This window comes from Ruegeria sp. YTSC230, from assembly GCF_059609665.1.
On the sequence record NZ_JBXWMC010000014.1, the window covers coordinates 15,808 to 37,786 of the forward strand.

A 21,979-nucleotide genomic window follows, 5' to 3' on the forward strand; every position below is an offset into this window, starting at 1 on the left:
AAAATCCCTGATTACGGACACTCGCCGCCCCATTGGCGCGGATCCGTCAACGGAACCCCTGAATGCCGCCGAAGTATTGTCCGTCGAAGATGCGGTACTCTCCTACACAATCAACGGCGCGAAACTCCTTGGGCTTGATGAGAAAATCGGCACTCTCGAAGTCGGGAAGCGTGCTGACTTGATCGTCTTGGATCAGAATATCTTTGAATTGGAGACTAACAAAATCCATAAGGCGAAAGTTGTTCTGACTCTCATGGATGGCGCAGTGAAATACGGTGAATTGGGAAACTGAAAAATAGAGTCAGACCAATAAGGTAAACATTACAAAAGCACGCCGCCATGGAGACAGTGCGCAGAGAAAACCCAATTGTGTCTGCCTTCATGATCCATGTCTGATTGTCGAAGCTGACCTGGTGAGCCAAATTCCTTTGGGTTTGTTACCCACGCAGCTTTCTCTCACACAGAAAACCTTTGCGCTTGCGCTTGCGATCATTCGGCGGGCGGCAGATTTTCCCAGGCCGGTCGTTTAATCCAGCGGACTTCGGCTAAATCCAAGCCAGTCTTCCGCCGCGATCTGGCCCTACAATCCAAGAGCAGATAACGCGGACCCTTGCCGAATGATCGGCAAAAGGTTTTCACCACAAGTATGTGGGCTTTGCCGATTTCTCAAACCCAGTTTGGCAAGAATTGCTTCTCGCAGGTTACTCCTGGCCAAGGTCGAGTCGGCCTGCGTTGAGCCAATCTGACAATTCTGTTCGTTCACTTGGGTCAGGTGGCCCGGCGGGTGTCGGGGGGGCAACTGGCAACGGATTGTCTGACCCTATAACTTCTCGAACGGTTACTGACTCCGCCGAAATGTTCCAGACGAGCATATCTTGAGCCAAGGTAAGCGGCCCATCATAGGTCATTCGAATTGCCGCAATTGTATCGGGGGCGATGTCGAAATCGGCAAATGTATGATAGGCAATCGCGTGCCGAGGCTCGATAGCCGAAAATAGCTTGCCGCACGCATCCGGTGGTGTGTGAACTACCGTTGCAACCAAACGAGCACGTTCGGGATCGTAGTTCTTTATATCGATAAATTGTTGTACCGTTAGGTAACATTCATGGATGACGAGATCAGCCTCTTTGGCGTTTTCTACGAACCACTTGTTTGGGTTGGTGTCACCCGAATAGACGAACTTAAGCCCGTTCCATTCCACGCTGTATGACACGGAACCGTCAATGCCGTGTATCGCGGGCCAGGAGCGTATGACCACACCATCGTTCTCATAAACCACCTGCGTCTTCGAATAGTCGAACTCAGTTACCTTTAGATGGCCTCCCGCGGAGGGCATGTTTCCGCGACGTCCAGCCACGTCCCACGCTAGCATTTTTTGAAGCCCGTCCATTGCCGCCGCGGTTCCATACTCTGGTTCCAGTCCACTTGGCCCCCAGACCTGTAATGGCACAGTCCGGTTGGAAACCCATCCGCCGACAAAAAGCGCATCCAGGTCTCCGATATGATCTACGTGCAGGTGACTGATGAACACTTTGTCGAGATACGTGTACGGAATCTCCAAGGCTGCCAAATTGGCTAACGAACCAGTCCCGACATCGAATAGAAATTTATCGCCGTTCCCAAGTTCGACCAACCATGATGCAGACGCCTGGGAGTGTCGAAAATTGGGCGTTCCAGTACCCAACGAGACAACGCGCATCTCCGCTTCACCAAGTGGTTCAGTATTCGGATAATAGAACTTTCGCGCCTCCAGCGCACTGTCAGAAGCCGCAGTTGAGCATATCGAAGCAAATGCCAAGCCTAGAGTTGATAATAGATTCAATCGCACACTTAGTCCCCCCCCAAAATTTTTGATTTCGATAAGGATACTACGAATTACCATCAGCCCGAAATCGATAGCCATTGGACACGGAACGGACCCGCAGGAGCCCAGCGTGTGACACCAATGTGTACAAAATCAACGCTTCAATCAGCTCGGAGACAAAAGCTGCAAAATTGATCGAAAATGGCGTTGTTCAACCCAATCGGTGGGAAGCTATTTGTCCACCAAAACTCGCCAGTGCCGGTCAATTACACTCGGCCAGTTTTCTTGCAGTTTCAGATCGTTCGTTGTCTCACCCATCAGGGTCATGACCATCATCCGGCCTCGAATCTCAGCATCAGGGGGTGCAAAACCGAGCTCTTGGAACAGCCATGTAGAAAATTCAAATCGTCGTTTAATAGCACGCTTATAGCATTGTGCGGCATCGGCATCGGATTTTGCCCAGACCGCGATAGCTCCATCCGGCCTGGAAGCGTCTTCGCGGATAACCTGATGCATCAATACCCTTATCCGCTCTTCCGGCGGTCCCTGGAACTGAAGTGCGTCTTCGATGATATGACCAGTTAGAGCGTCTTCCCAAAATAGCAGAACCGAGTCGAGAAGATCCTTTAAGTTCCGAAAATGCCAATAGAAACTTCCACTGGTCAGGCCAAGCCTGCGGGCAATTGCAACAACTTTCACACCTTCGATTCCCCGCTCCCTCAGAACGTCCAGTGTCGCAAGCAGCCAATCTTCCCGTGACGCCTTTTCCCGTTTTTCAATTATCCTTGGCTCAGCTTCCATAGGCACCTCTATTGACATAGAGCAGTCTATGGACCTACCGTAGAGATGTCTACGGAGAATGGGGAGCTCACGAGTTTGTGTGCTGAATGACTATTTCAGAATGGAGGGGGAACTATGAATAGCTTGCTCAATTCCGCAACGGCTTTGGTTTTTGCAATGGGGATCGCGGTAGCTGGAACCGCCACAGCGCAGAATATGTTGCCCACGGGTCGAACGGCTGCCCCCATTGAAGATGGTGTTTATCCGGCATCCTATTTCCCCAATACTGAAATACTTGGCGAAGATGAGATGCGGATAACCGCGTTAGGGACAGGTATGCCAAACCAGACAAAGGCCGCCGTTTCAATTTCGTTTTATGTGGAATTGGGCAACGGTGATGTCTTTCTGTTCGACGTCGGCACCGGATCAACGGGTAACTTGTTCTCGCTGCGCCCGGATTTTTCGAAGATCGACAAAGTTTTCTTCAGCCACCTGCATGTTGATCATGTTGGGGACTTTATGGGGCTGCACGTTGGTGGATGGTTATCAGGTCGTTATACACCGCTTCACATCTATGGCCCCACGGGATCAGAAGATGAACTTGGAACAAAAGCCTACGTTGAGGGTATGTCAAAAGCCTATGCGTGGGACCTTGCTACGCGAACGGGCGCGTTGCCGGATGAGGGCGCCAAGCTCGAAGTCACCGAGTTCGACTACATGCAGGAAAACGAGATCGTTTATCAAGACAACGGTGTCACCATTCGTTCCTGGCCTGCGATCCATAGTCTCGACGGTTCCGTCAGCTATTCCCTTGAGTGGAATGGGCTGAAATACGTTTTTGGCGGAGATACCTACCCGAACAAGTGGTATGTCGAATATGCCAAAGGAGCCGATCTTGCTTCCCACGAGGCTTTCCTGCCACCTGATGCGCTGGCACCGTATTTTGGCTGGGACATGACGCAAGCGACATATGTCGCCACGCGCGTCCATTCCGAGCCAGCGGCATTCGGAAAGGTCATGTCTGCCGTCCAACCGCGTATGGCTTTGGGGTATCATTCCGTGCTTTCACCAGAAAACTACCAGGCGATTCTGGAGGGTGTGCGGTCGACTTACGATGGGCCACTCACGCTGGCACGTGATCTTCAGGTGATCAACGTAACCAAAGACCAGATCGTCGTACGCGAGGCGAGCGTGGATGACTATGCGTTGCCGCCCGCAGTAAGCGACGAATACATCGATGCACAGCGTTCAAAGGAAAAAGAACCGTCGGACAAGGTCCAAGCAGGTAAATGGGATGGTTACACGCCACCGCCTATGCCGGATCAAAACTGACGTAATGACACGTTTTGGTGCGGCTCGATAATGAGCTGCACAAGACGGAAATGACACAGTTTTTGTACTTAGTTTGACGCCGCGAAGGACGCTGGCCAAGTTGTTGATCCAAATCCGATGCCTTCTGACGTTGTTCGCCGCTTTGGTGATAGGCAGCTCTGCAATAGGTGACGTCATTCCGTATAGCGGGGCGGAGGTCGCCAGAAACATCGCAGTCTTTCGAGTGGAAAACGACGGCGTTCGACTTGAGCTGGAAGTCTATCCCGAGGATTTTGAAGGTTTTGCGTTGTTTTTGCCGACCGAGGTATTGCAGGATCTCCACCCGACAGTGGCTACACATCAAGCTGCGTTTGTCAGCGAATCCGAAGGCATTTCGGTAAGCCGCGCCGAAGGACCACCTTTGACGTTCGAATTTGTGACTGCCGAGAACCGTGAGAGAATTGACCGCGCATCACCCTTGGCTGGAAGAACCGATCCCATTACCGGGCGCATAATTCCTGCTCCTCCTGAAGATTCGAAAGTTATCTACATCGAAGCTTTCTTCGGTTTTGACGGCGCGCGCCCCGAGACCCTGATCTTTCGCCCTCCGACACCCCAGGAGGATAAGCCTGCCACATCAATCGGTTTCATGGTTTTTGATCGCGCCGTCCCTGTCACCAAATTCAGTTACTTCGATAGTGACGCGCGACTTGAGATTGATTGGTCCGACCCATGGCTCACCGCGTTCACCAACGCGAATCTCAATCGGTCAGCTCAAAGCGGCACAACGTCTTTTCTGTACGTTGCGCCACGCGAGGTTCGCCACGAGATCCTTATCCGGCTGCGGGAACTTGCGCCCTGGATAGGCATGGATATTGGCACGGGCTCCAAACTGGACCTATCTCAGCAGGAAACAATACTCGACGCTGCGCTGGAAGCGTTCGAAACTCGTAATCCGGTCACCATCGCGGGGGAGCCGGTTCAGCCCACCTCTGTCAGGGGCGCATTTCTGACGCTGGGCGAAACAGGAGTTCAAGTCGTTGAGAGCTCTGCGACGCTTCTGACCGACACGGCATTTGCAGGTTTGATATTGTCCTACCCAATTTCGACACTGCCCGCAGAGGCGACTGTCACATGGGATATGTTCGATCAATCCATTCAGCATGTGCCTGTGACGTTGACAGATGTTGCCGGTCCTTTCCTGGATTGGGCTACCCCTGAAGATCCAGAGGTAAGCTGGATCAACCATTTGAAACGCTACGTCGACCCTGAAGTTACGCCGGTACAGGCAACGGGAGTTTTCTTTCTGCCGATTTGGACTGTACTGGCTGTCGCTGTTGCGCTTGGTGCAGGCGTGGGCGCGCTCTTGTCGCCCCAAAAAAGCCGACGGATCGGGTTCGTCCTGCTGGCGGCTGGCAGTTTAGTTGCAGGGGTTGCCTTTCGGCACGAAATGCAAATTCCGTTTCAAAATCCAATAGCGGGCCCATCCAGAGAACAGATGGCTTCTGAAACTTTTTCCCTACTTTTGGCGAACTCGTATGTGGCCGCGCTTGAGGTCTCACCAGAAGCACGTCGCAAAGCGCTAGAGCCAATTGTCAGGAACACGGCCCTCACAGACGTCGCTGCTGAGCTCGAAACAAACCTTGCCATTCGTGTGCCTGGCGGAAGTCGCGCGCAGATCGCCGAAGTGACCGATGTCGCAATCGTGGAAGGCGACATTAAGATAACCGGTGCTTTCGAAGGGGTTGCCAAGTGGATTGCAGACGCCCGAGCAGGTCACTGGGGCCATGATCATCGTCGTCGGGTGGAGTATCGGGCAAGGGTCGAGTTCCGTCCCGAAAGAGGCGTTTGGAAGCTTACGGGTATCACTGTAATGGAGGCGCGCGCACCGGATGTTTAACCGACTGAACAAGGTGTTGTTGATTTGGATAACGACCAGTTTGATCTTGGCTGCGGTCGCCAGCCAGGCGCATTTTCTGCTGAACCTCAATGTTCGTATTTTTCACGTAGAACACACAAGCGACGGTCTGCGCATCTATTTGCGAACGCCCATGCCTTATCTAGTGGCGGACAAAATCGGCAAAAAGGGTGAGGACGGCCTTCCTGAAGCGGCTCCTTTCACGACAAATGCGCTTGAGGTTGGTCAGGTGGTTCATTTTGTCGACTCCTCACAAATCGCTGAAAAGCCGCTTGGCCTTGGGCGCATCGCGGAAACCGGTACGATCATCGAAATCACGGGTACGCGCGTTCTGGGCGACGTTGAATCCGTGACCATTCACAAAGTAGGTGAAGAGCCGGGTTTTGCGACGCTGAGCGAAGCCCAGCAATCTGTGTCAGCGGGAACGACCATACAGGATGACCCGCCAGTTTATGTTGGTGACGTTATTGTGGATGTCACGCTCTGGTATGAATTGGGAAATGCGCCGATCTCCTATGCCATCTCCAGTTCTTTGGACCCAGGCCTGCCCGATCAGGAAATGACCGCCAATCTCATTCTGGACTATGGATCAAGCGATCCGCTAGTCTTTCGAACCCGAGGCCTGATGGAAGAACCGGTGCAGGTTTCCAGGTCCCGGTTCTCAGGGATCGTAACTTTCGTTTGGGAAGGCCTGCGACACATCCTGGAAGGCATCGACCACGTGCTATTTGTTGTCTGCCTGGTGATAGGTGCCCCCGGTTTAAGCGCACTGCTGTGGCGAGTCACCGGCTTTACGGTAGGCCATAGCGTAACTCTGTCACTTGGGTTTTTCGGGTATGTGCCGTCAGGAGCCTGGTTTGTGCCATTTGTCGAAACCGGGATTGCCTTGTCCATCGTCTGCGCGGCCCTTCTGGCCGTTAGGCGGGACAAGTTGGAAAGGAACTCTAATATAAAGGTCTTTGTCGTAACGGTATTTATGGGTCTTCTTCATGGCTTGGGCTTCAGTTTCGTTCTACATGAAATACTTCAGGTGACGTCGCCTAACATCTGGCAGAGCCTACTGGCATTTAATGTTGGTGTTGAAGTTGGTCAGCTCGCTATTGTTCTTGTGATCTGGCCATTGCTGCACTTCTTCGCGAAACTAGGTCCGACACCCGAAATGTCGTTGAGAGTTTCGATTGCAATCGTATGTGCAGCTATCGCAAGTTGGTGGACTTTCGAACGCGGAATAGATTTTCTATCATTGATTACGATTTAGAAAGGAATACTGCTTCCAACCCAATAACAGCGTTCGGTTTGGTCTTTTTTCAGATGCTGCCGCGATTTCGAGCACGGTTGGTTTCGGAAAGCGAACGGCGCATAGGTAACGTACTGTAGTATCTACCTTCGTATGACGAAGCAGAAGCTGAACCGCAGAAGGGTCAGGGCCGCACGCCGGACTTTGCAAAGTTTGCTTTCTGCACATTGCTGGCGTAGGCGCAGTATGCAGCAAGAGTGGCAGCGCATGTAGCACTCTGAATGTCTGCTTCTATCTGCCAGAGCATGTGACTATGCAAGTGCAGCGAACTAAAACTTTCTGCCCGAGGTAGGCCCAAGGGGCCCTAACGTGTAAAAGTGGCCAAAATTCAGAACATTTGTGAACGATTGATGTTGCGCTGATCTCGGAAACGGGGTCACTGCATGAAAGTGACATTATAGTCCGGCTCGTGCGAACTAACGGGGAACTCATGCGGCTTCGCGAAGATCATTTTTTCGCAGTGGCCTGAGGCGATCTGGGCTGAATGGCGGGTTCATGTTCCATAGGTAGTCGCCAGTCAATCCGACGTGGGCCCATCCGAGCGGCGCGATATGTTTGATAATATCATTTGGGATGGCCACGCCGTTTTTCCTGAGATCAGTGATTGAGGCTTCCAGATACTTGGTGTTCCACAGGATGATGGCGGCGACCAGGAAGTTGAGGCCCGACGCTTTGTGGATCTGATGCTCATAGCTACGATCGCGCATTTCACCGAGTTGGTTGAAGAAGACCCCGCGTGCGAGGGCGTTTCGGGCTTCGCCTCGGGCCAGGCTCGCGCTGGTTCTCTTTCGCAATTCCAGGCTACGCATCCATTCCAGGGCAAAGAGGGTTCGCTCCAATCGCCCCAGTTCGCGCAAGGCAATTGCGAGTCCGTTTTGCCTGGGATATGCGGACAAGCTCTTGAGGATCGCTGATGCGGTGGAGGTTCCAGCCTTTATGGAGGTTGCCAGCCTGAGGATTTCGGGCCAGTTGTCGATAATGTGACCGACCTTGATTGCGCCGCCTATGAAGGGTGTCATGATGGCCGGGGGCTGCATGCCGGGCAAGAGATACAATTTGCGATCCTTGAAGTTTCGCAAGCGCGGCGCAAAGCGGAAGCCTAGGAGATAACAAAGGGCAAAGACGTGATCCGTCGCACCACCAGTGTCCACATGGTGCTCTTCGATTGCGACACCCGATTGGTGGCGGAGCAGACCGTCCAAAACGAAGGGCGCTTCGCTTTCGGTGGCGGTGATAACCGTCGAATGGAACGGGCTGAATTGATCGGAGATGTGGGTGTAGAACTTGAGACCAGGGGTGCGCCCATATTTTGCATTGATGTCTGCCGAAGCCTCACCGCGACCGCCGGCCCGGAAGAACTGTCCATCTGAGGATGACGTCACGCCGTCCCCCCATAGCTTGGCCAGCGGGAGTTCGCGGTGCATGTCGACCAAACGGGCCAAGGCGGCTGAATAGGTCTCTTCTCGCAAATGCCAATCATGCGCCCACGCAATTTGCCGGGCAGACAGATTGTGGGTTGCAGCTGCCATGCGGGACACGCTCAGATTGACTCCGTCGGCCAGAACGGCGGCGAACAGTGATTTTTGATCTTCCGCCGGTCTGCCCGAGCGATAGTGAGTGAAGCACTCCGCAAATCCGGTCCAGGCGTTCACCTCCGTCAGCAGGTCGGGGATCTTGATCTGTGGCAATTGCCCATAAACCAGACGGCTCATGGCCGTGGCGGCGTCAGGCGTTTCGTCTTTGATCGGGGTAATGCTCAAGTTCCCATCGCGAATGGCGACGTCCGGCAGTGTTTCCGCTTCGGCTCGGGCCGCGACAATGGTTATGGCCTCCTCAATCTGCTTTTGCCGCTCTGCGAGATAGGTTTCCGCGTCGGCCGCGGCGGCGATCGGCAACGATCCCTCGGTACGCAAGATCTCGAAGGTGGCCTTGGGAATGAGCCGATCATTGAAGTTGCGGCGCTGCCGGCTTCCTTCGACCCAGACATCCCCTGCCCGAAGCCGATCGCGCAATTCGAAGTAGACGCACAGCTCGTATGCACGCCGGTTGACCTCCCCTGGTGCAGAGAAGACAAATGGGCGCCAGACCTTCCGAATGAACCCGGTTGGCGGGTTGTCCGGCAGGCTGCGTTTGTTCGCCTCAAACATGATGCGCAACAGATCCACGGCCCGCAGAAGGCTGGCAGCGCTGGCCGCACCTTTGAAGCAGAACGTCTTTATTATCAGGGGCGCAAACTGACGTGCGGTCTGATATTTTCCGATGAGCTCCGCGTATTTGTCGGGCTTTCCGTCTCCCAGGGCAGTTTCAATTGCGGATGTGGCACTCTCGATCTCATCCCAATTGGCCGTGTCCAGCATCCCGTTGAGATCACCGGTTTGCTGGCGGGCCGTCAGTGCCTCACGGCAGAAGGCGTTGAGAGACTGCAAGGGGCGGAAGATGTCCATCAGGAGCTGGGACGCCTTGTCGGAACTTTGCTGTTCCGCCTTTCGAAAGCTTCGGCCCAACAATTTGTCGAACATATCCAGCGCAAGATCGGTAAGCTGTTCTTCCAGCCGCAGGCAGGCGGCCGACAAAACTGCCCACAACCGTGGCACGGCCATACGGCGCAGGTTTTGCACCGTGATCCGCAAACCTTCCCCGGCCAGACTGTCGAGCGCCGATGTCGAGATGTTCTGACGCAAACTGGTGGGCAAGCCGATCGCTCGAACCACCTTCAGGCGATCCAGAACAGCCTTGATGGACTTGGCCGAGGCTGATTTGGGTGCTGCCTTCAACCAACTCAGCGTCGATACCTCGCCCGATTCAGTGGGCACAATCAAAGTGCGCAGAGCATTGTGGTGGTCCGGATGCAAGTCCTGGGTCAGAGCAGAATTCCTGACATTTTCTGCTCGCCGGATCGCGTGCCTGACAATCAGTTCAACGGTACGGCGCGCCGGGACCAGGATACGCCGACGCCTCAGTTCTTCAATCAACGAGATCGCCAAAGGCTCTGCCCGCGGGTCTTCTCCCGCAGATGGTGTCAGCCAATGAACAAGTTCCCGTACGAGGGATCTTGTGAAGGCCTGATATCCGAAGCGAGCCATGATTTGACCGATATGTTCGCGTCGCGTCTGCGGGCGTCGATCATAGACCGCGAGATCGGAGGCGCTGGCATCAACCTGATCTGCAAGGAAGGCCAGCATAATGTCGTTGGGCTGTTCTCCAACCTCACGAACCCGCCCGGGATGGCGCAAATAAGCCAATGACACGGCATAGCCCAAACGTGCCGCAGCGGTTCGTTTTCTGGCAACAGCCTCGATCTCATCCGGGATGAGCGTACAATGCATCGCAACTTCCCGATCCTCCGAGGGCGGCGCCATCAATCGAGACCAAAAACTTGCCGTCAATATTTGTCGCCGTGCCATGAAATACCCTTCTCAAATGCATGTCCGTGAAACGCTCGTTTGGCGGAACTCCCGGTTCCGTCCGCCAATATGGCTTGACAACGGGAAGTCGGACAAGTTGATTTAAGGACGGGAAAACGGACAAGGCTGTCATCATGGCACGGATAGGATATGTGCGGGTTTCGTCAACAGACCAAAAACTGGAACCGCAGGTCGATGCGCTCAAAGCTGCGGGTTGCGAAACCGTATTTGAAGATGTTATCTCCGGTGCCAAAGCAGACCGCCCGGGCCTGCAGGAAGCATTGACCTTCCTGCGAAAAGGCGACACGCTCATGGTCTGGAAACTTGACCGCCTGGGCCGGTCCATGAAGCACCTTGTGGAAACCGTGACAGAACTCGGAGACCGCGGTGTTGGCTTCAGATCCCTGACCGAAGGCGTGGACACAACTACCACCGGCGGTACATTGGTGTTCCATCTATTCGGCGCACTTGCCCAGTTTGAGCGTGACCTCATCATCGAGCGCACTCAGGCCGGTCTAAAAGCCGCCGCAACGCGCGGCAGAAAGGGAGGCCGAAAACCTGTCGTCACGCCCAAAAAGCTGGAGCAGGCCAGGGCCCATATCGGTGATGGATTGACCGTCCGAGAGGCAGCTGCCCGCCTCAAAATCAGCAAAACCAGCCTCTACAATGCTCTCAAAGGTCAGAAATCCGACTGAAAACGCGGATGTTCCCGTAAAGTTCGCGCGAGCCGGACAATAATGTCACTTTTATGCAGTGACCCCAGTCAGGGCACACTCTATATGTTCAAATCCAAATACGGCGGCATGCACTGCATGGCAGGGTATCGCGAAGCGATGTCCCGAGAGTGGAAGTGTCGGATGCAACCAAGCTGAAGGCGCTGGAGGATGAGAACGCGAAGCTCAAACGCCAACTGGCGGATCAGATGCTGGACAACGTCGTTCTAAAGGATTTTCTGGTAAAGAGCTGACGACACCAACAGACCGACGGAATGCGGTGCTTTGGGCGGTGCGGGATCATGATATCTCACAACGTCGAGCGTGCAGGCTCGTTGGTGTCGATCCGAAGATCTGTTCGGCGCGATCGTCCACCGGAGCCAGCTATTGTCGCGCTATTGGATCGAGCGACAATGGCGCCCCTGACATCCGCAAGGAAATGAAGAGGATCGCTGCCAAACTGACGACGAAGAATATGAAAAACCCGCAACCTCCCGTTATGAATGAGGGAGTCTCGGGGAACAGGTTCCATCAGATGGAAGATTATCACCAACCCTCCACCACCAACCTGACAAAGCCAACGAAAGATTTGGGCCTAACTATTTTTGAATTCGAAGTTCCCTTGCCTTAATGTGCAAAAAACGGAGATTAGGATTTTTGGTTATGTTAAGAAGTTGTGGAATACTGGGGCTCTCTATCGCACTTGCAAGTCCCTCATTTGCAAATGATGTCGTTATTCTGAATGGCAGGGTGATAGATCCTGAAACCGGCCTAGATGCTGTCCGCAATGTCGCAATCGAAAATGGCAAAATCACAGCAATTAGCGAGTTCGCGTTGACAGGTGAAACCGTGATAGACGCTTCGGGCCATGTCGTCTCTGCGGGCTTCATCGATCTGCACGCTCATGGTCAAAACATTGGCGACTATAGGATGCAAGCGATGCAGGGCGTGACTACCGCGCTCGAATTGGAGTCCGGGGTGCTGCCGATCAAGGACTGGTATGCCACTCAAGAGGAAAAGGGGTTGCCGATCAACTTTGGCGCTTCGGCAGCCTGGACCTTTGGGCGCATTGCGACGTTTACCAACACCGATCCGCTGGCCACGCCGGGCTATTTTCAGGACGCGCAGGGGCGAGATGACTGGAAACTCGACATAGCAAGCGCTGAGCAAACCGACCGCATTCTTGCGCTCGTCGAAGAAGGGTTGCGCGAGGGCGCCTTGGGGATCGGGATCAATGCCGGATACGCCCCAGGATATGGCCAGAAGGAGTATTACGCGCTCGCAAAACTGGCGGGCGAATACGGTGCGGCGACCTTCACCCATGTGCGCTATGCCAGCAATCTTGAGCCGCAGAGCTCATTTGAGGCAGTGAAGGAGCTCATAGCAAACGCAGCGCTCACCGGCACCCACATGCACATCTGTCACATCAACAGCACGTCTCTGTCCGACATTCACGCAACTCTCGAACTGGTGGACGATGCCAAGGCGAAAGGTATCAATATTTCTGTGGGTGCCTACCCTTATGGAGCTGCAAACACAGTTGTGGGCGCGGCTATGTTCAGTGGCGAAAACTGGCGCGAAAGAATGTCGTCCACGGCAGAGAATTTTCAACTGGGTGCTGACCGCATGACCGAGGAAGAATTGGCAGATTATCAAGCCAACAAGCCCGGCACCTTCATCACATGGCATTTCCTTGATGAGGAAAACCCGACGGATCTCGCTCTGCTCGACGCGTCCATCACGCATCCCGAAATACTGATCGAATCCGATTCAGTTTTCTGGTCCTACTTTGACGAAAACGGTGGGATATCCAATTACGAAGGGGATGCATGGCCCTTGCCTGATAACGTGTTCAGCCACCCCAGATCGTCGGGCACCTTTGCAAAGATCTTGCGTGAATACGTGCGCGAACGCGGGTTGATGTCGCTGGAAGAAGCAATTCGCAAGATGTCCCTAATGCCCGCGCAGACGCTGGAGGATTTCGTCCCGCAAATGCGCAACAAGGGGCGCATCCAGATCGGGATGGATGCCGATATCGTTGTCTTTGATCCAGCAACCATTACTGACAACGCGACGTTTGAGAATGCCAACCAACCGGCAACGGGCGTGCAGACTGTTATAGTGAACGGCGGCGTTGTCGTACGCGACGGAGAATTGGTTCTCGATGCCCCTCATGGCCGCCCGATCCGCCGTCCTCTCGCGGACTAGGCATCACCAGAAGCATCCAAGAAATTGGTTTTATGGAGAAGATTATGAAGCAAAGCCCTGCTTTCGCCCTTGCATTGTCAGTTCTGGCACTGAGTGCATTTTCTGCCCAGTCGCAGGAGTTTGACATTGTCATCAGCAACGGTCGGGTGATGGACCCCGAAACCCTCTATGACGGCGTTGCGAATGTCGGCATCAAGGAGGGTCGGATTGCAAAGATCTCCAAGCAGCCGCTTTCCGGCACATCCGAGATCGACGCGACTGGTCATGTCGTGGCGCCTGGCTTCATCGATACGCATTTCCATTGGCAGGCGCCGCTCGGCTATGCGCTTGGCTTGCGCGATGGGCTGACCAGCAGCATGGACATTGAGGAAGGCTGTGCCGGCACTGTCATCGCCAAGTGGTACGAGATGCGCAAGGATGTCACCCAAGCCAACTATGGCTGTGCTTCAAGCCACGAACAGGCGCGTGCCATGGCCATTGACGGGTTCGACAATGAGGACGTCTTGGTGATGGGGCCAGCGGCCGCCTTAGAGACGCGAAAAGACTCGGGCTGGAGCCTTGGGAAGGCGGATTTCGACAGCGGAAACGAGATTTTGCGGATCATCGACAAGGGGCTGCAGGATGGTGCTCTCGGCATCGGCAGCACGGTTGGGTATATGCGGGATGGGGTCACCACCCGCGAAATGTTTGAAGTGCAAAAGGTTGGCGCGCGATACGGTCGACACACGGCCGTTCATACCCGTTTCACGCCAGACGATTCAGTCCACGAGAACCTGGGAGCGCAGGAGATCATCGCCAATGCGCTCGCTCTGGGTGCACCGGCCACAATTAACCACTACAACAATCCCGGTTGGCGTTTGGCCCATGAGATTATCCAACGACTTCAGGAACAGGGTCACAACATCTGGGGCGAGATCTATCCTTACGCCGCTGGCTCTACGGCATTGAACGCGGTATTCATTCAACCGGAAAACTGGGTCGAGCGTCTTGGTCACAAGTTCGAAGATACTTTGCAGGATCCAATCACTGGTAATTTCTACACCGAAGCGACCTACGAAGAAGGCGTTAAGAGTGAGCCAACAAAGGAAATTCTCCTTTGGAAAATGCCCGCAGAAGACACGATAAAATGGCTGACGCTAAAAGGTGCAACCATGGCAAGCGATGCCATGTTTGCAGAACCCCTCTTTGGACCGTGGAACACCCCGTTCGACGAACTCAGCAATACGCATCCGCGTGTCGCCGGAGCTCGGAGCATCTCTCTGCGTCTGGGTCGTGAGAATGACATCCCGCTTATGCAACTGCTATCCATCCTGAGTTACAATGCTGCAAAGCATCTTGGAGATACCGGGCTCAAAGCCATGCAGGAACGCGGACGCGTTCAAGAAGGTATGATCGCCGACATTGTGGTCTTTGATCCCGCAACAGTGACCGATAATGCCACGTATGAGCAGGGTACGATCCCGTCGACTGGCTTTAAAGCGGTGATCGTGAATGGAACTGTCACAGTGCAGGACGATGACTTACTGGAAGTATTTGCGGGACAGCCTATTCGCTTCGAGCCAGAATCCAAACCACGGTTTGAGCTGGTTTCAGAGGAAGCCTGGAATCTCAAGTTTTCCACCGGCATGCCAGATGTTGCGCCCGGCATTCCGCCTAAGGGTGGGAACTGAAATGTTTGGAAAAAACTGGATGCACAATCCCGTTGCTGCCTTTGCGGTTGTGATCATGAGTTCACAGGCCATGGCCGAATCGCAGGCCATCACTTTTTCAGAGCTGCGGGATCCTGCAGCTCTGATATACGAAGACCCGTTCCAGGACATGGGCCTCCAAATGCTTGAGGAGCTTCGGACCGTCGTCAGGCTTGAGGCCAGGTTTGAGCAAGGCGACATTCCGGAAGACGCGCAAGAACGCCTAATGACCAGCCTTGAAGATGCCCGAAAACGGCTTCAGGACAATGGACATGATATCGATGCTCTTTTGACGCAGCGTTGGACAGTTGCAGAAAACCGTAAGCGTGCCACCACCGCGACGAACCCCGAGCTTGAGAATTCGTACGTCAGAATGAATGGCTTTCTTATTCCGGCGGGATCAAATGACGCAGGGTTCCCGATTGCATATCTCGTTCCAGAAATTGGCATGTGCAGCCATAAACCCGCGCCTCCTCCGAACCAACTTGTCCGTGTCCAGCTTAAAGAACTGTCTCCAGTCAACACACCCTACGTTATGGTACAGGTTTCCGGGACTCTTCGGGTGCAACCCAGCGATGAGACCATCTTTATCTCAGATGGAGAAACCCGAATGCACAGTATGTGGCAACTCAATGCAAAGGATGTTGTTGCGGCCACTGGATCTGCCAACAGCGTTACTCTTAATGGATGGCAGGAACTTTTGCAGTCGAAAACACTCGCACGGACTCCACCAGGCGCAGACTGAAATCAGGAGAAGCAGCCGTTTTAATATGGGCGAGGTGTCAGACGGCAGCGTGAAACAGCGGTGCGCATAAACTAGCTCCCCGACATTAATCCGAGGAGCGTACTTGCGTGTGGCTTTCAGTAGGGGTCCTTTTTACCAGAAGCGATCTGTTCACGCCGTGGTAGGTTCCTTACCACGGCGTGAACAGAGACAAGATAACTGACGTTAAACGTCATTCTGACGCGCTAGAGTCAGCCACTCCCGGGCTGTCCGCGCCGGATTGGTCGACGGTGAAGGGTTTGATCGCGAAATTCTCCAACCACTCCTTAACAACAATAGGCTCAAATCGGCCGCGATCTTCTACCGGAAAACGGATGGGTTGGCCGGCCCATACTTTTCGGAATGCTCCATCCTTGACCACCAGTTGACCGTTGACGATGACGTAGGGAATACCTGTTGTCGGATTACCCTGTTCACCAGCTTTGTAAGTAGCATTGTCACGAACGCGCTCTGGATCGAATATGGTGATATCGGCCACCATCCCTTCCTGCATTCGACCACGCACCTTCATGTCTTGGAGACCTGTATCGCCTAGATGTTTCGCCGGCCAATACGACATTTGCGCAATAGTAAACATGAGTGGAACACCCTGTTCGCGCCCAAGCCGAAACACCGTTCCGCGGGTGCCAGCCGTTCTTGGGTGCCCCTGATACTCAGACGGATCAAGATCCCAACTGTCGAGACCTTTGCCAGAGTAGATCGAGTCAGAGGCGACAATCATGTGCGGCATCCGCAGCCAATAGGGCAGCCATATTTCGCGAGAGGGGCTGAAGACCACCACGAGGCGGCTGGGGTCAGAATCTCGCGTTGACTCATATTCCGCCTGCGTAAGGAACTTGTCGGCGATGGGATCATACATCGAGTCTTCGTACGGAACGCCGAATGTGGCGTAGACTTCGGGCTTGAAGAAGTCAGAGGAAATTGACGTCGAAGCCGCAGTGTATGGATAATACTCGGACCACACATTGTACCCTTGGGCTCTCGCGGCTTGCAGCTTTTCCTCGTTCTCCCACCACCCGTAGTCATTGTTGTGCAACAGGCTAACCGGTGCATCAAGCGCCATGGCGTTGGCCAGAATTTCATCAAAGCCCAGAGGCGCTTCAGGTGTCACAGGACTACCGTGGAAACGAACATGCGCCCCAAGGTAACGGCCGTAGTGTCCACCAATCTCTTGCGTCTTGAACATCTCGTAGGTTGTAAGGCCATTGGCCATATAGCCCACAGTGGAAGAAATATTGAGTGCGCCTTGACGAAGCTCTTCATCGATAAGAGACAAAACCTGATTCAACTGATCCAGATCGCTGCGCCCGTCCTGCCAACCGCAGAACCCGTCTGAGCAAGCCTCAGCCCGAAGCCCACCCAGTATAAGCGGCGCATCATACCAGCCATCGATCTCGACCTCTGGGTCGTGCACCCGCAATCGGGCACCCTCTTGGCTAACACCAGTGCCGTAGTTTAATGGCCACGCGCCTTCCTTGGCGCTGTACCATTCGGCGACGTTGATTGCACCGATCTCAAGGTCCATACCCGTCGTAACGCCGTCCAGCGCAGCCAACTTCAACGAAAGACCGTCAAGTGCGTGAAAGTGGAAATCGATGAATCCTGGCGACACGACATGCCCTTGCGCAAAGATCGTCTCGCTACCGGTGATCTCGTCCGCCGTGATCGTCTGGATGATACCATCCGTGATACCAACGTTAAGGACGGCGTCCAGCATCGTCTCAGGGTCCATCACGCGGCCATTGAGAATTACTAAGTCATAATCCTGCGCAAAAACCGGTTGGCCGAAAACCAATCCAGCCGATAGGGCCAACGCGGAACACGCCGTAAATTTGCCTCTTATTTTCTTGATGGGAAGTGACATCCAAAAACTCTCCTTTTTGCCTAACTTCATGGTTATTCCAGTGCAAGCGGGTCAAAGGATCCGCGTTTCGGCGTGTTCGAACTTGCAAAGCTTGGAGCATTGAAGCGGCTTTCAAAGCGCTGATGCGTGCCACAGAACACTTGAGCGATGCTGACACCATTGCGAATGGGAGCACCGCCTTTTCCCAGCGTCGCGCCAATCGTGCTAAGGTCCAGCGCAGCCGAGCGCACAAGATCATCAAAAGCAGTGGTGCCGGCCCCTGCGTTGATGTTCTCGGCCTCCGTTTCTGGGGAAGCGTCAGAAATCAGACCATTCAGATCGATTGCATCAATGGTCTGTGCGCTGGATAGCGTTGCAAACGCGGAATATATCGTCGCAGTCAGTATGTGCCGTAGCATAGTGTTTCCAGTACTTGTTCTAGTCAAAATCTTGACGGGTTCCGTGTCGCGCCAACTGCGGCACACCTCAAAAGTTCAAAACTTTGAAGCCGACTTCAAACGACCAGTCGAACGGAGCGTCCTTGCCAATTCCTATGCCGGGCTTGATAAAAACTTGGCTGTCCCCGCCAAAAAGCTGACCCGTCAACATTCCATAGGTGACCTGCAGGCTGCCAAACGTGTCGTTGCTTTCCCAGTTATGGACAATGGCGGGGTCAAAGGTCATGAACAGTTTCCGATTGGGCAGCTTGGGCACGTAGTAGAAATCCAGCGTAGTTATGTTGAGTTTTTGTCCAGCACTATTGCCGCCCTCCAGACCGAAGGTCTGCACCCAGGCCGGAGCAAAAATTGCGCCGTTATCGAGGAACATCGCATAAAATAGTGAAGTCTCGAGCACCATTTGACCATAACCGGCACCTTTGCTTGCCGTGTCGAAAAACAGCTCAGCAGAGTAGGCGGTACCTGCCTTTGGGGTCAGATGAAAGACATTGAGAAACGTCAGGCTGACGTCCCCGACAGCATTATCTTCAAACAGGTTGGAGTTTTGCCGCAGATTCGGGTTTTCCGCAAAAGGAATAGTTAACTTCAACGCCTTGGAGCCATCCCCGATCGGGTGTTGGTAGAAAAACTCCAGCAGTCCGTTGTTCAAGTTCGGATTTATTTTGTTATACGAATATTGCAGACCCATCTGTGTGGTCAACTTGGTGGGGTTGGTCCCATTCTCGGCATCTGTCGAGTCGCTAAGTTGTCGTTGAATATCATCAAGATTTGCACCTTCCTGAGCCGACGTGGGAACCGAAAACAACAGGGCGCCCGAAAATACTGTTGCTGCGACGAATGTAACCTTTTTGGGGAATGCTAAGAAACCGGTCAGTTGCCTCGCTTTTCCGGTCATTCTCTTGCTCCCAAAACTAATCAACTTCCGGACTCTGCACCGCTTCAAAAAGCGATGCGCGCACGCAGACCCAACAGCGCGATCGTGTCTTCGGTTGGATTGAACGCCGGATTATGGATAATCTGGAAGCTCGGCGTAAGCTCGATGCCCTCGGTCAGCTGCCACTTCTGAAAGACCTCAACCGTGATTTGGTCGTCCAGCCCCGACCCAAATGTGTCTTCGTTAGGGCGGCTCCAGTTAACACCAACACCAAGAATATTGCGGCTTGGATCCTGCGTGTAGCCAAATCCAGCACTCAATGCGGCCTCATAGAGGCTACCGCCCCCTTCGGACCAGCCGCCGCGCAGAAATGGGAACCAATGATCGCCCACGATCTGGCTGACACTGAACGCCACACCATGGCCCTTTGGCGTTCCGGCCTTTTTGCGTTCATCAATCTGCCAGAACGTCAGGTGCGCGTTGTTGACGAAGCGCGCTTTTTGGCCCGTAGTCCAGCCGATCTCGACTGACTTAAAGGTCTCACCCTCACCGAAAAGCGTGTCCCATCCAGCAAGCGGATCCGAAGCATCCGCATTGGCATCCGCGATGCCCGCCGACACATATACATTTTCGTTCAGAAAATAGCCGGCCGCCACACCAAGGGAACCGTCCGGCAACCCGCCAATAGTGCCAGATCCGGTCTGAAATGCGAGATTGGAGAACCCGCTCCATGGGCTCGCAAGGGCATAAACATCCACGTAGTCCGTCACGTCCAGCCAGCCGACATAAGCAACACCGCGGCCCTGGGCGAAATTCTGCTCCCAGTAAAGGTGGGTTGTGCGCCATCCCTGGTCACTGAAGACCGAACTCACCAGTCCCGCATAGCCCAGCTCCGCACCGAAGCCGGTCACGGGAACATCCCCGAACTTGTGCCGGTTCTCGAATTTGAACACGAGACTACCGCTGTTCGCTGAACCACGGCCCGCCAGCTCCCAAGAACCGAAAAGCCGGAATGCGCCACCGCCAGCCGAGTCTTCGCCAAGGCTGGCAGAAGCGGTATATCCCAGGGCGTTGTAGTCGAAGCCGAAATCTAGACCGGTCTTCTCTTTAATCGTCGCTTTTCTGTCCGACCAGGTTTTCTGAAGGTCGACATCCAGTACATCGTCCTTTTCCTGATCGTCGGAGGCAAGCAAAGATGGCGTCGAGTCCGGCCCAGCAAGGACATCGCCGGCCGACTGAGCATGGAGCGAAACCGGCAGGCCGCAAAACAAGACCGAGGCAAATAGCCCAATCTTTGCGCGGTTCGTATATGAAACCGCATAGTAAGCCGGCGCGGATTTCTGTATGCAGAGGCTATTCATAAAGTATCCTTAAAAATTTTGCCGCCCTTCATGATGAAGCCCAGCCCACTCTCTGGTTCAGCCAGAAGTGAAATGTCTTCGAGCGGATTTCCGTTGACCAAAAGGAGGTCGCCGTAAGCACCTTCCTTGATGACCCCAAGCGGTCCGTCCAAGTAGGGGTGGCGTCGCCCAGACCGTTCAAAAAGCTCCGCATTCAAAGAGGTTGCCTGACGGAGAATATCGACTGGCTCGTAATAGGCAGTACGCGCCACAAACTCCTGACTCTGGAACGGACCAAGGTCGATCGTTCCCAAAATATCGGTCCCAAAGGCCATTTTAAGACCAAGCGCCTTAGAGCGTTCGTATCCGTTGGTCGCTCCTGCCTGTGCCTCAAGGTATTTTGGAACGGAACTCCCAGTCATTCCCGCCTGTTCAGGCCCCACGCTGAAAGACAAAAACTGGGTCGAAAAAAAGATGTCGGCGTCTTTCATCATTTGCATCGTTTCTTCGGACGCAAAGAGGCCATGTTCGATTGATCGTACACCTGCTTTGATAGCGTTTTGTATCGCCATATCGGTATAGGCGTGGATCGTTGCATAGGTGCCCCAATTTTTGGCAGCCTGAACGATCGCAGAGAGCTCTTCCTGAGTGTATTCTGTGACGTCTAGAGGGTCGTGTGCACCAGTAATTGAGCCAGAGCCCATGATCTTTATCTGGGTCGCGCCATATCTAAGTATTTCCCGGGCTGCTTTCTGCACCTCGGGCACACCGTCGGCAACAATCGTCCAACCCCGCAAATATGCGGGGTCTATCTGGTTGGTGAAATGCGGCGACAGATAATTCATCCTTGGATCGAAGTCACCATGGCCAGATGTCTGAGAAATGAAGAACCCTGACGGAAGTATTCGGGGACCCGGTACAACGCCACTGTCAATTGCCTGTTTGAGCCCGAAGGACGGACCGCCCATGTCGCGCACGGTTGTGAAACCGCGCATCAACATGCGCTCTGCGCTTTGAGCGGCCATGGCCCCCGTGTATTCTTGCGGGGACGCGTAAATCAGATTTTCAATGGTATCGTTCCACATGATGTGGACATGTGCGTCGCTCATTCCGGGCGTTAGTGTTCGCCCGTCGGCATCGACCACGGTGGCATCAGCGTCCGACAATGCCTCGCCCACCTCAGCGATCATCCCATCGCGCACCAAAACGTCGAGCCCGGTCATCAACTCTTCTGATGTTCCGTCAAAGATTTTTGCACCGCGGATAAGCGTGGCTTTGGTTGAAGGGACCTGCGCGCGTCCGGCATTTGGAAACACAGATGCTGCGGCACCCCCGGCAACGAAGGCTCTGCGATTGAGTTTCAACATCAACCATCTCCTGAAAAAATTTGCATCAATTAAAAACGATAACCGGCAACCACGCATTTGGGGCCATATTTCGAGGTCCAAATCTTTCACCTCGCCATCCGATATGAAAACTTCATGTGTCGCACGTCTAAGTTACGCGAGTGCAATTCGCAGTGTCCGAGGGACTGAAAGGCCCATTGTGCCAAGTAG

The 21,979-nt window shown here is 53.9% G+C and carries 16 protein-coding genes and 1 pseudogene; 9 read left to right on the plus strand and 8 right to left on the minus strand.

The features are described 5' to 3' along the window. Window positions 1-76 precede the first annotated feature (76 nt). On the plus strand, window positions 77-292 hold the full coding sequence (locus tag AC2FD9_RS21525) for an amidohydrolase family protein (protein WP_282121142.1): 216 nt from the start codon (window positions 77-79) through the stop codon (window positions 290-292). A gap of 409 nt (window positions 293-701) precedes the next feature. Here the strand turns inward: AC2FD9_RS21525 and gntH (AC2FD9_RS21530) are convergent, their stop codons facing one another. Both gntH (AC2FD9_RS21530) and AC2FD9_RS21535 read right to left on the minus strand, forming a co-directional pair. After that, window positions 702-1,904, minus strand: a complete 1,203-nt coding sequence (gene gntH / locus AC2FD9_RS21530; protein WP_282121143.1) for a guanitoxin biosynthesis MBL fold metallo-hydrolase GntH — start codon at window positions 1,902-1,904, stop codon at window positions 702-704. A gap of 132 nt (window positions 1,905-2,036) precedes the next feature. After that, a complete protein-coding gene (locus AC2FD9_RS21535) occupies window positions 2,037-2,606 on the minus strand; it encodes a TetR/AcrR family transcriptional regulator (RefSeq protein ID WP_481669049.1) in 570 nt (189 codons plus the stop codon). A 114-nt stretch (window positions 2,607-2,720) separates the two neighbouring features. Here AC2FD9_RS21535 and gntH (AC2FD9_RS21540) point away from each other — a divergent pair, with 114 nt between their 5' ends. From gntH (AC2FD9_RS21540) to AC2FD9_RS21550, 3 genes are all read left to right on the plus strand, one after another. Beyond that, window positions 2,721-3,917 (plus strand): guanitoxin biosynthesis MBL fold metallo-hydrolase GntH, encoded by a 1,197-nt coding sequence (gene gntH / locus AC2FD9_RS21540; RefSeq protein WP_282170937.1) that lies wholly within the window; start codon window positions 2,721-2,723, stop codon window positions 3,915-3,917. Window positions 3,918-4,020: 103 nt separating this feature from the next. Beyond that, on the plus strand, window positions 4,021-5,796 hold the full coding sequence (locus AC2FD9_RS21545) for a hypothetical protein (protein ID WP_496838812.1): 1,776 nt from the start codon (window positions 4,021-4,023) through the stop codon (window positions 5,794-5,796). Next, the gene (locus AC2FD9_RS21550) at window positions 5,789-7,072 is read left to right on the plus strand and encodes a HupE/UreJ family protein (RefSeq protein ID WP_496838813.1); all 1,284 of its coding nucleotides are present in this window, start codon (window positions 5,789-5,791) and stop codon (window positions 7,070-7,072) included. The genes AC2FD9_RS21545 and AC2FD9_RS21550 overlap by 8 nt, the downstream gene beginning before the upstream one ends. A gap of 467 nt (window positions 7,073-7,539) precedes the next feature. On the opposite strand, the gene AC2FD9_RS21555 is transcribed toward AC2FD9_RS21550, so the two are convergent. Further along, window positions 7,540-10,515 (minus strand): Tn3 family transposase, encoded by a 2,976-nt coding sequence (locus AC2FD9_RS21555; protein ID WP_282121145.1) that lies wholly within the window; start codon window positions 10,513-10,515, stop codon window positions 7,540-7,542. 134 nt (window positions 10,516-10,649) lie between these two features. On the opposite strand from AC2FD9_RS21555, the gene AC2FD9_RS21560 reads away from it, so the two are divergent. The 5 genes and pseudogenes from AC2FD9_RS21560 to AC2FD9_RS21580 all read left to right on the plus strand — a co-directional run bounded on the left by AC2FD9_RS21560 (window position 10,650) and on the right by AC2FD9_RS21580 (window position 15,869). Beyond that, on the plus strand, window positions 10,650-11,210 hold the full coding sequence (locus AC2FD9_RS21560) for a recombinase family protein (RefSeq protein WP_282121146.1): 561 nt from the start codon (window positions 10,650-10,652) through the stop codon (window positions 11,208-11,210). A gap of 66 nt (window positions 11,211-11,276) precedes the next feature. After that, window positions 11,277-11,608 (plus strand): annotated as a pseudogene (locus tag AC2FD9_RS21565) (hypothetical protein); the annotation flags it as partial. Between the two features lie 283 nt (window positions 11,609-11,891). After that, window positions 11,892-13,436, plus strand: coding sequence for an amidohydrolase family protein (locus AC2FD9_RS21570; RefSeq protein ID WP_282121147.1), 1,545 nt, complete (start codon window positions 11,892-11,894; stop codon window positions 13,434-13,436). Window positions 13,437-13,480: 44 nt separating this feature from the next. Continuing rightward, window positions 13,481-15,106 (plus strand): amidohydrolase family protein, encoded by a 1,626-nt coding sequence (locus AC2FD9_RS21575; RefSeq protein ID WP_282121148.1) that lies wholly within the window; start codon window positions 13,481-13,483, stop codon window positions 15,104-15,106. A gap of 1 nt (window position 15,107) precedes the next feature. Continuing rightward, on the plus strand, window positions 15,108-15,869 hold the full coding sequence (locus AC2FD9_RS21580; protein WP_282121149.1) for a DUF3299 domain-containing protein: 762 nt from the start codon (window positions 15,108-15,110) through the stop codon (window positions 15,867-15,869). 211 nt (window positions 15,870-16,080) lie between these two features. Here the strand turns inward: AC2FD9_RS21580 and AC2FD9_RS21585 are convergent, their stop codons facing one another. From AC2FD9_RS21585 to AC2FD9_RS21605, 5 genes are all read right to left on the minus strand, one after another. Beyond that, a complete protein-coding gene (locus AC2FD9_RS21585) occupies window positions 16,081-17,772 on the minus strand; it encodes an amidohydrolase family protein (RefSeq protein ID WP_282121150.1) in 1,692 nt (563 codons plus the stop codon). Window positions 17,773-17,804: 32 nt separating this feature from the next. Continuing rightward, on the minus strand, window positions 17,805-18,170 hold the full coding sequence (locus tag AC2FD9_RS21590) for a hypothetical protein (protein WP_282121151.1): 366 nt from the start codon (window positions 18,168-18,170) through the stop codon (window positions 17,805-17,807). A 67-nt stretch (window positions 18,171-18,237) separates the two neighbouring features. Continuing rightward, the gene (locus AC2FD9_RS21595) at window positions 18,238-19,104 is read right to left on the minus strand and encodes a hypothetical protein (protein WP_282121152.1); all 867 of its coding nucleotides are present in this window, start codon (window positions 19,102-19,104) and stop codon (window positions 18,238-18,240) included. 44 nt (window positions 19,105-19,148) lie between these two features. Continuing rightward, on the minus strand, window positions 19,149-20,354 hold the full coding sequence (locus AC2FD9_RS21600; RefSeq protein ID WP_299642398.1) for a carbohydrate porin: 1,206 nt from the start codon (window positions 20,352-20,354) through the stop codon (window positions 19,149-19,151). Between the two features lie 86 nt (window positions 20,355-20,440). After that, the gene (locus AC2FD9_RS21605; RefSeq protein WP_282121154.1) at window positions 20,441-21,790 is read right to left on the minus strand and encodes a metal-dependent hydrolase family protein; all 1,350 of its coding nucleotides are present in this window, start codon (window positions 21,788-21,790) and stop codon (window positions 20,441-20,443) included. Window positions 21,791-21,979: the final 189 nt, after the last annotated feature.